The organism is Chloroflexota bacterium, from assembly GCA_034717495.1.
Taxonomy (GTDB): Bacteria; Chloroflexota; Anaerolineae; order JAAEKA01; family JAAEKA01; genus JAYELL01.
In genome coordinates this window covers 1-9,634 of the sequence record JAYELL010000089.1, presented here as the reverse complement: position 1 = coordinate 9,634, position 9,634 = coordinate 1, and the positions used below count along the sequence as shown (strand labels likewise).

General features: G+C 59.9%; 6 protein-coding genes. 5 read left to right on the top strand and 1 reads right to left on the bottom strand.

Annotation, left to right across the window (positions count from 1 at the left end):
• Positions 1-128 precede the first annotated feature (128 nt).
• Positions 129-1,112: a tyrosine-type recombinase/integrase gene (locus tag U9R25_16085; GenBank protein MEA3337419.1), complete on the top strand. Its 984-nt coding sequence runs from the start codon at positions 129-131 to the stop codon at positions 1,110-1,112.
• Here the strand turns inward: U9R25_16085 and U9R25_16080 are convergent.
• On the bottom strand, positions 1,092-1,937 hold the full coding sequence (locus tag U9R25_16080; GenBank protein MEA3337418.1) for a hypothetical protein: 846 nt from the start codon (positions 1,935-1,937) through the stop codon (positions 1,092-1,094). The genes U9R25_16085 and U9R25_16080 overlap by 21 nt on opposite strands.
• Before the next feature lie 553 nt (positions 1,938-2,490).
• Here U9R25_16080 and U9R25_16075 point away from each other — a divergent pair.
• The 4 genes from U9R25_16075 to U9R25_16060 all read left to right on the top strand — a co-directional run.
• On the top strand, positions 2,491-2,895 hold the full coding sequence (locus tag U9R25_16075) for a hypothetical protein (protein MEA3337417.1): 405 nt from the start codon (positions 2,491-2,493) through the stop codon (positions 2,893-2,895).
• A complete protein-coding gene (locus U9R25_16070; protein ID MEA3337416.1) occupies positions 2,896-5,835 on the top strand; it encodes a helicase-related protein in 2,940 nt (979 codons plus the stop codon).
• A 36-nt stretch (positions 5,836-5,871) separates the two neighbouring features.
• Positions 5,872-6,030 (top strand): UvrD-helicase domain-containing protein, encoded by a 159-nt coding sequence (locus U9R25_16065; GenBank protein MEA3337415.1) that lies wholly within the window; start codon positions 5,872-5,874, stop codon positions 6,028-6,030.
• Between the two features lie 497 nt (positions 6,031-6,527).
• The coding region (locus U9R25_16060; GenBank protein ID MEA3337414.1) for a hypothetical protein at positions 6,528-9,634 on the top strand (3,107 nt) is incomplete at its 3' end.

The following is a 9,634-nucleotide window of genomic DNA, read 5'->3' as shown; positions in this document are numbered from 1 at the left end:
CAGAATCCACTTCGCTTCGCTGCGCCCGCTCCGGGGCGCCTGACGGCGGGACTTCGTGTCTGGATACCAGAAGGCCATGTAGCGGGCGCGATTATTGATGGACGTAAATGGTTGAGGGGAACATCATCATGAAGCTGAGTGAGGCGATTGGGGAGTTGCTGGTGGCGACGGAAGCAGATGGGCGGAGTCCGCGGACGGTGGCCGATTACGAACAGAAACTGGCGTTGCTGGTGGATTTCATGGGCGACCGCGGATTGGAAGAGATTGTTGTCGGCGACCTGCGGCGGTTCGTGGCGTACCTGCGTGGGCGCGAGGGCAGGTATGTCGGTCACCCGAACCGCGACCAGATCGAGGGTGGATTGTCGATCGCCAGCGTCGCCGGGTACGTACGTGCGGTCAAGCGCCTGTTCAACTTCCTGTACGAAGAAGAGATCATCGAGGCCAATCCGGCGCGCAAACTGCGGACCCCGAAGCCAGGTCGCGGAGAACCCAAGGCAATCACGGCCGACGATTTCGTGCGGCTGTTGGATGCAACAGAAGGGGACAGCCTGGTCAATCGGCGCGACAGGGCGCTGGTGCTCTTCCTGGCGGACACCGGCTGCCGGGTGGGTGGGGTGGTCAACCTGAAGACCAGTGAAGTCGACATAACGAAACAGGTCGCAAGAGTGACGGAGAAGGGCAACCACACGCGGGTTGTGCCGTTCTCGCGGACGACGGGTCGAGCGCTGGCAGCATGGCTCGAGGTGCGCCCGGCGGTGGCGTACGATCATGTCTTCATCAACCTGGGTAATCGGGGAGGGGCGGCGTTGACGACCAACGGGGTGCGGCAGGTGTTACGGCGGTTGAAGCGGCGGTCGGGGGCGAAGGGACCGGTGAATCCGCACAGCTTCAGGCACGGCTTTGCGCGGGAGTATTTATTGAACGGCGGGGATTTGGCGTCGTTGGCGGATCTGTTGGGACATCGGGACGTGAAGACGACCTGGGCGAGCTATGCGATCTTCCGGATGGACGAGTTGTGTGTCAAGCATGGGCGGCATAGCCCGGTGGCGGTGATGGGGCGGCGTGGCGATTTGGTTGAGGACAGTGGACCGTCACCTGGATACTGTAGGTAAGAAGATGGTGCGCTGGTTGTACGGTTTCCAGATCCAGAACCAGTCTTTGAATTCGGCTTTGTGCAGCGCGCCGGGGTGGCTCTCGCCAGGATAGAGGCTTACGATTTCCGCCGCGATGGTGGCCGCTCGTTCGGTGCCCCAGGTGGCCGGTTTCGGCGTACCGTTGAAGCGGCACAGGTAGTGGGTACCATCAATGACGAGGGCGGTTGTCTCTCGCCGAACGTCCAGTGTGATCCTCACCTGGTGCCAGGCCGTGTCGAGGGGCATGTTGCCGACCTTTGCCCAACTCCCGCCGTCGATGTCGGTCCAGGACTGAATGGCACCCGCGTCAGGCCCCCAGGGGTTGATGTACCACTGAAAGCCGGTGCCGTAATCCAGGCGGGTGTCGCTGCCATCCCAAAGTCCCATGCCGCCTTCGATGGTCTGGGGATTCAGAGTGGGATTGCTGGTCGAGGGCATGTAGGGCAGGCGAAACTTGTAGCCAAAGGTGTGCACAAAATCGAAGACGTTGTCGGCGATTCTTTTCTTGAAGGTGATGTTGTGAGCCATGATCCTTCGCAGGTGGATATTGGCTCTGAGCTCGCTGAACTCCGGGAAATGGACGGTTTCGATGTCATCAATGGTGACGGGGTCCACACGAGGAGCCGCGTAGATGGCATCACCAACCACGATATCCCATCCAGCAAGATTGATTCCGGAAAACTGATCCCCAGATGGCGATCTTGTTGATGGAGCAGCCAGGCCCGTATCTGGATGCTGTGCAATCAGGGCGCCGGCCATTGCAGTGGCAGATAGCTTCAGGAAACCTCGTCTTTGGATACTCATGTTGTCACCTTGTGAGCGGTTACTGAGAAGGCCAAAACCCGCTGTACACTGAGTACGGTCGATCACCGCCCGGGTTGTTGACGCTCCTGTTTAGGGCGAAGGCGTCTGGGTAGGGTGTTCTGTGTGCGAACGGATGAAGCCGCAATCCTGATAGTTATGTGCATTTCCGCAGGGAATATGATCGAGATCATATTCCTGTGAGACCGCCATAAGATTCAGGGTATGCTCTATACAGATCCAGGACGTCTCGGCTTGAGATTTCGTCCCATCTGATATTGTCGACCAGATATTCGATTCCCACTGGAAAGAAGAAGTTGTCTTCAATAGCGCCATTCAGTTGACCTTCGCCAGTTGCCATTACATGCCAATACCAGTTGGTGTATTCGAGCCGATCTGGTGGTAAGGAAAGAAACAATGATCTGGATCATATGCCGGACCACGAATCCATGGTAGAATAGCAGAATATGGGGGGCCGTGCGTTCCGTGCAGGGGCCCCTGTCTTTTTTCCTGAAACCTGTTTCGATTCCGGGCACATCTGGGAAGGTTGAGCCTCATGACCGATCACACTACTCTGTCCCCACCCGATGCCACCATCGACCCCGGTGTCTGGCATCTGTTCAACACCATGTGCGAAACGCTTCCCCGGGACCAGATCAGCTCACTGACCGGGCAGGTGACGCAACACCTGGCGGACTGCCGAAGGGCGCTGCGCGCCAACGAGTTCCTGGACATCAACCTGGCAGAGAAGATTGCCGAGGTACTTACTTCGCTGCTGGCTGGGTATGGTGAGCTTCCGGCAGAGCACCAGGCGCTGATAGTTGGTGCGACACGCTATTTCGTCGCTGCAGGGGATGCCGAAAGCGATCTGACTTCGGTGCTGGGATGGGATGACGACGCGCAGGTTCTGAACCATGTGCTGGATGTGATTGGCCGGCAGGATCTGAAGGTGGCGCTGTAAATGGCTGAACGTGTGACTTTCGCACCCGGCGCTCGTATCGTGGTTCGAGACGAAGAGTGGCTGGTGAAAAGCGCTCTGCCCACTTCGACAGGCGGAGCGGCCGTGCGTGCGGTGGGGTTGTCGGAGCTGGTGCGCAATCACGAAGCGGTGTTCCTCAGCGAACTGGACCGGATGACCGAACTGCGGCCCGAGGAAACCCAGTTGGTGCCCGACGATAGTCCCCAATATCGCAAATCCCGCCTCTTTCTGGAAAGCCTGTTGCGGCGTACGCCGCCCACCGACGATCAAATTCATCTGGGAGACCAGGGAGCGTTCAACTACACGCCCTATCAGATGACGCCCACCCACATGGCGTTGGAGGCGCTGCGGCCACGAATCCTCATCGCCGATGGCGTAGGCCTGGGCAAGACCATCGAAGCGGGAATCCTCCTGGCCGAGTTGATCAAACGGGGACGGGGCGAGCGCATTCTGGTGATCGCTGTCCGATCCATGCTGACTCAGTTTCAGCAGGAGATCTGGGCGCGCTTTTCCATTCCCCTGGTGCGGCTGGATTCGGTGGGGCTGCGACGGGTGCGGGCCAGGATCCCCAGCAACAAAAACCCCTTTTATTATTACAACCGGGTCATCATTTCCATCGATACCCTTAAAAACGACGCCCAATATCGCCATTACCTGGAACAATGCCACTGGGATGTGATCGTCATCGACGAGTGCCACAATGTGGCTAATTTCGGCAGCCAACGCAACCGTCTTGCTACCCTGCTGGCCCGCACCTGCGACAGCCTGATCCTGACTTCGGCCACGCCGCACAACGGTCGCGCAGAGAGCTTTGCGAATCTGATCAACATGCTGGATCCCACGGCCATCGCTGATGTTCACGACTATACGTCGGAGGAGATCAAGGGGCTGTTCACGCGGCGCTTCAAGAAGGACATCGAAGAGCAGGTTGAAGGCCAATTCAGCGAGCGGACGGTTGAGTTGGAGAGTATCCCTGCCAGCGTGGCTGAGGAATGTTTCTTCGACCGGCTGGGGGACGCGAGTTTCGCGACGCTGCACAGGGGAGGCTCGATGCGGGATGCGCTCTATCGCATTGGCCTGCTCAAGGCGTTTCTCTCCAGCCCGATCGCCTGCACCAGGACCATCGAAGGCAGGCTCAAACGCATCGGCAAGCGGCTTCAGGAACTCGGCGAGGGGCCGTTGCCAGAGATCGATTTGGATGACGAAATCGGCGCAGGAGATGAGGATCTACTGGCGGCGGAGTTGGAGATAAGCCCGGCGGAACGGGCCAAACGCATCTCCGAGCTGAAGGCCGATTTCGAGACTCTGAGTGAGTTGCACGCACTGGCCACAGCGGTGGATACCGATACATTCCGCAAATACCAGCGCCTGGTGAGCCTGTTGCGCGAGCTGGGAGCAGACGCGTCCCGCACCGCGCCGCGCATCATCGTTTTTTCCGAACGCATCGCCACGTTGTATTTCCTGCAGGAGCAATTGATCAAGGAATTCGGTGCCGACGAGGACTCCGTCGTGGTGTTCCACGCCGGCCTGCCCGACGTGGAACAGCAGCACATCGTCGAGGACTTCGGCAAGGAGGATTCGCCCAAACGCATCTTGATCGCGTCCGACGTGGCATCTGAAGGGGTCAACCTGCACTATTTCTGCCATCTGATGGTGCATTTCGACATCCCCTGGTCATTGATCACCATGGAGCAGCGCAATGGACGCATTGACCGCTACGGCCAACATACGCCACCGTTCATCCATTATCTGCTTACCATTTCGCAGAATCGGACGATCAAAGGGGACATGCGTGTCCTTGAACGGTTGATCGAGAAGGAGGCGGAGGCGCAGAAGAATATCGGCGATGCCGCCACGATTCTTGGATTACACGACGCGCAACGCGAGGAAAAGCAAATCACGGAGGGTGTGGCGGAAGGCAAAACGCCTGAAGAGATTATCCCCGACCAATCGCCAGAATCGGACTGGCTGGCAATCCTCATGGGCGGGGCCGATGAAGGGGATGGGGACATGGCAGATTATCGGGGCGAGTCGTTCAGCCTGTTCAATGACGACATCGCTTTTTCGAAGGCTGCGTTCGGGGAGCTAGTCGCGTCGGATCAGGTGGCGCAGCTGCCTGAATACCATCCCCAGCGCCCCGAGTTTTCGTTGTTGGCCAACGAAGATCTGCAGCGACGCTGCGAATTCATGCCAAACGAAGCGGTCCCGGACGACTGGACCTTCAGGCTGACTACCGACCGGGACCGGGTGATGCAGGCCATCGCCGATGCCCGTAAGCGGCAGGGTGAATGGCCCCGGGAGCAGCTCTTCTGGGACCCGCACCCAACGGCTGAGTGGCTGCTGGACAAGTTGATGGTGCGTTTTGGCCGGCACGAGGCTCCCGTTATTTTGACGCCAGATCTGCAGGCGGATGAGGCCATTTTTCTATTCCAGGGCGTCATGTCGAACGCTCGCAGCCAACCGGTAATCGCCTCCTGGTTTGGATTACACACAGAGGGCGGCAGCCAGTGGATGATGCTGAACCTCAAGGAGACGCTGGGACTGTCCGGCTTTGTCGACGGCCTGGCCAACCCAGGCGCGCCATCATCTCAACAGGTCAATGCGATGGCGGCACTGTTACCCGGGGCCGTGGATGCTGCCAGGGACCACATGGAGTCGCTGCGCATGAATCGAGCGGACAGCGAACGCCGGCGGCTGCAGGAAGATATGCGTCGTCTCAAGCAGTGGCATCAGAAGAAGGTGGGGCGCATCGAAGCAGAGCTGGCCAACGCCCGCGGCGCTCGCCGGGCCCGCCTCCAGTACCAACTGGATGAGACAAACAAGATCTACGAGAGCCGCCAGCAATGGTTAAGAGAAAGCTTTTCAACCGATCCCACACCCTATCTACGGGTGGCAACGGTGTTTGCTGGCATGCCAGCCTGAGAGCCGGCCGGACAACCCTGAAATGAACGGTTGACCATGACTCTTCCCACACCCAATCCAAAGCAACAACGCATCATCGATACCCTTGACGGTGCACTGCTGGTGCTGGCGCCGGTCGGCACGGGCAAGACCCGTGTGCTGGCCGAGCGGGCGCTGCATGCGATCCGAAAGGGTGTTCCTGCCCATCGACATTGATTGTTCGAGCAAGCATCGACCAGTTACCAGAGATGTCACGCTGGTAGAATGACCTACACATCTGTCTGATTTTGAGAACTTTTACGTGGGCCCGATGAAAACAACGACAACGGTCGATTGAGTTTTCGAAAATCGCATCTCACAATGACAGATCGCATTGTTTTTTGGAGTTACGCACCTTGAAAAAACAGGGGTCAAATGCCGCCCTTCGAAGTCCTCCCGGACCGCCTAGCTAGCTCACACCTCTCGGTGGCCTTGCTAGGCCGCACCGTCTGCTGACGTCACGCACCGCCTAGCTCACACCTCTCGGTGGCCTTGCTAGGCCGCACCGCCTGCTGGCGTAGCTCTCGCATCGTCTGCTGACGTGCTGGCGAGGCTCAGGATGTCATTTGACCCGTTGGCACACTTTGATCGCTCCCGCCGGACGCACTCAGCATGCGAACTACGTAACGCCGGTTATTTGGCTTAACTGCGCACTGGCAACCACTGGATTCTCTATGGCACTAAACCTGACAACCATTCACAATGTCGGCGAGTTCTACAGCTACCACTATCTGGACGCGCTGCTGGAAAAGGACCTGAAAGGGCTGTTCGCCCGGTGGCGGGAGGCGGGCACGGACGCGCCCGACCGGCGACTGGATCGGCTTGCCGCCCAGTATTTCTCGGCCAAGCAGGAGGCGATGAAACGGGACGATCTGAGGCGGCGCTATCCACCATCGCATAAGCTGCATGTGGCGCTGCTGGAGGCGCTGGGTTTCACCTACGACCGGCAGTTGCGCTATCTGCGCACAGGGGAACCTCTGCCGCTGCTGGGGGCTGTCAACCGGGACGGTAACCCCTATCTGTGGCTGGTGGAAACGCCCTTCGCGGACGAGGAGGATTCACCGCTGGAGCAACCGGCCCTCTACGAGCAGTACCATGGACTGGATGATATCGATAAGAAGGACGTTCCCGAAGCGCCGTGGGAAGAATTGGTGGGTGAGATCCTGCGGGTGGACGAGCCGCCGCGCTGGGTGATCCTTTTGGGCGGCAGGGTGGCCTACCTCATCGAAAGAAGCAAGTGGGGCTACGGCCAGTACCTGATGTTCGACCTGGACGAGCTGTTCGGGCGCAGGGAAAGGGACGCCTTGCGCGCGACTGCCGCCCTGTTCTCGAAAGACGCGCTGGCCCCCGACGAGGGCGTTGCCATCCACGAGACCCTGGATGAAAACAGCCACAAACACGCCTACGCCGTCTCCAGCGACCTGAAGTATGGCGCGCGGCGGGCGGTGGAATTGTTGGCCAACGAGTATATCTGGTACCAGCGGAACGTGGCAAAACAATCGCTGTTTCAAGATGACGAACTGGCCGGCAAGCTGACCAACGAGGCGTTGACCTACCTTTACCGGCTGCTGTTCCTGTTCTACGCCGAAGCGCGGGGCGGCGAGCTGGAGATCGCTCCCATGAAGAGCGAGGCCTACCGGACCGGCTACAGCCTGGAATCGCTGCGCGACCTGGAGCAGGTGCCGTTGGCCACGGATGATGCGCAGAATGGCTATTTCATCGACGACAGCCTGGATCAACTCTTCCGCCTGATGAACGAGGGCTACAATCCCATCGCCCGCGAGCTCGAGTTCGAGGACCAGCCCCTCTACGACGACTACGGCTTTCGTTTGGCGGGCCTGCACAGCCCGCTGTTCGACCGGGTGTCCACCCCCCTGCTCTCCTCAGTGAGATTTCGAAACTCCGTTCTGCAGGAGATCATCGAACAGCTCTCGCTGTCGCGGGAGATCAGGAACAGGCGCAGCCAGCGGGGGCGCATCAGCTACGCGCAGCTGGGCATCAACCAGCTGGGCGCGGTCTATGAGGGCCTGCTCAGCTACAGCGGCTTCTTTGCCCGGGAAGCGGTCAATGAAGTGAAGGCGGCCGGGGACGATCCGGCTAAGGACGACACGGTGCAGACCTATTTCGTGCCGGTGCAGGAGGTACACGACCAGCCTGAGAAATACACCCCGGAGGAGTTCGTCTACGAGGAGGGGCTTGACGGCAGCCGGCGCAGGAAGCGCTACGAGCCGGGCACATTCATCTTTCGGCTGGCGGGGCGCGACCGGGAGAAATCGGCCAGCTACTATACGCCCGAAGTCCTCACTGAAAGCGTGGTCAAATACAGCCTCAAGGAATTGCTGAAGGATAAAAGCGCCGACGAGATCCTGGAACTGACCATCTGCGAGCCGGCCATGGGGTCGGGCGCCTTTATCAACGAGGCGTTGAACCAGCTGGCCGACGCCTACCTGAGTCGCAAGCAGGAGGAACTGGACGAGCACCTGGCACCCGAGCCGTACCGGGAGGAGCGCCGGCGGGTGAAGGCTTATCTGGCGGCCCACAACGCCTACGGGGTCGACCTGAACCCGACCGCCGTGGCGCTGGCCCAGGTCTCGATCTGGCTGAACACCATCTACAAGGGCTCGGAAGCGCCCTGGTACCGCGCCCGCATGGCGGTGGGCAACAGCCTGATCGGGGCGCGGCGGCAGGTGTACAGCGCCGAAGATGTGCTGAGCGGTGACTACCAGAAGAAAGCGCCCGCGCCGGCTCCGTTGGGGCAACCCCGGCCGAAAGGCAGCGTCTATCACTGGCTGCTGCCCGACAAAGGCATGGCCGCCTTCGACAGGGATAAGGTGATCAAGGCCCTGGTCCCGGAGGAAACGCGGGCCATCAAGGACTGGCGCAAGGGCTTTACCGGGAAGATCAGCAAGGCCGAGCTGCGCAACATGCAGGCCCTGTCGGATGCAGCCGATGCGTTGTGGCAGCGCCACCTGGCCGAGCGGCAGGTCCTGCTGGAGCGGACCAGACAGCACATCCCTGTTTGGGGGCGTGGGGGACGGAGGGAAACGGAGGGGGCTGACCGCGCGATACCTCTGGCGTACGAAGCATCGTCCATCCGGGCCAGGGAGGTAGAGCTGGACCGTCTCAGCCGGCCCACCTCCCCCTACCGGCGGCTGGAGCTGGCCATGGATAGCTGGAGCGCGCTCTGGTTCTGGCCCATCGAGGCTGCAGGTGAATTGCCGAGCCGCAACCAATTCCTCAATGACATCGAGGCCATCTTCCGGGCCGAGGACGCGGGCTACGTGAGACTGATGGAGCAGAGGGCCTTGTTCGGTGACGCGGCAATGGAAGAGGCAGCGACGCAGGCTCCCCTGGCCGATGTGGCCGTTGCCACCGTCAGCAATGTGGACGAGCTGATCGAAGAGAACCCGCGGCTGGCGCTGGTCGACGAGGCCGCGGAACAGCACCGTTTCCATCACTGGGAGCTGGCCTTTTCCGAAGTCTTCGCGGACAGGGGCGGCTTCGATCTGGTGCTGGGAAACCCGCCGTGGGTAAAGATGCAATTTCATGAGAAGGGTTTCCTGTCAGATTTCGAGCCGCTGCTGGCATTGCGCAGGACCTCCGCCAGCCAGGTCGCGCAACGGCGCGAAGAGATCCTCACCGATGAAACAAGGGTCCAGGTTTACCTCGACGAGTATGTCGAGATGACCGGCACGCAGAACTTCCTCAATGCAACACAGAATTATCCATTGCTCAAAGGGGTGCAGACCAACCTGTACAAATGTTTCATCACCCAGGCATG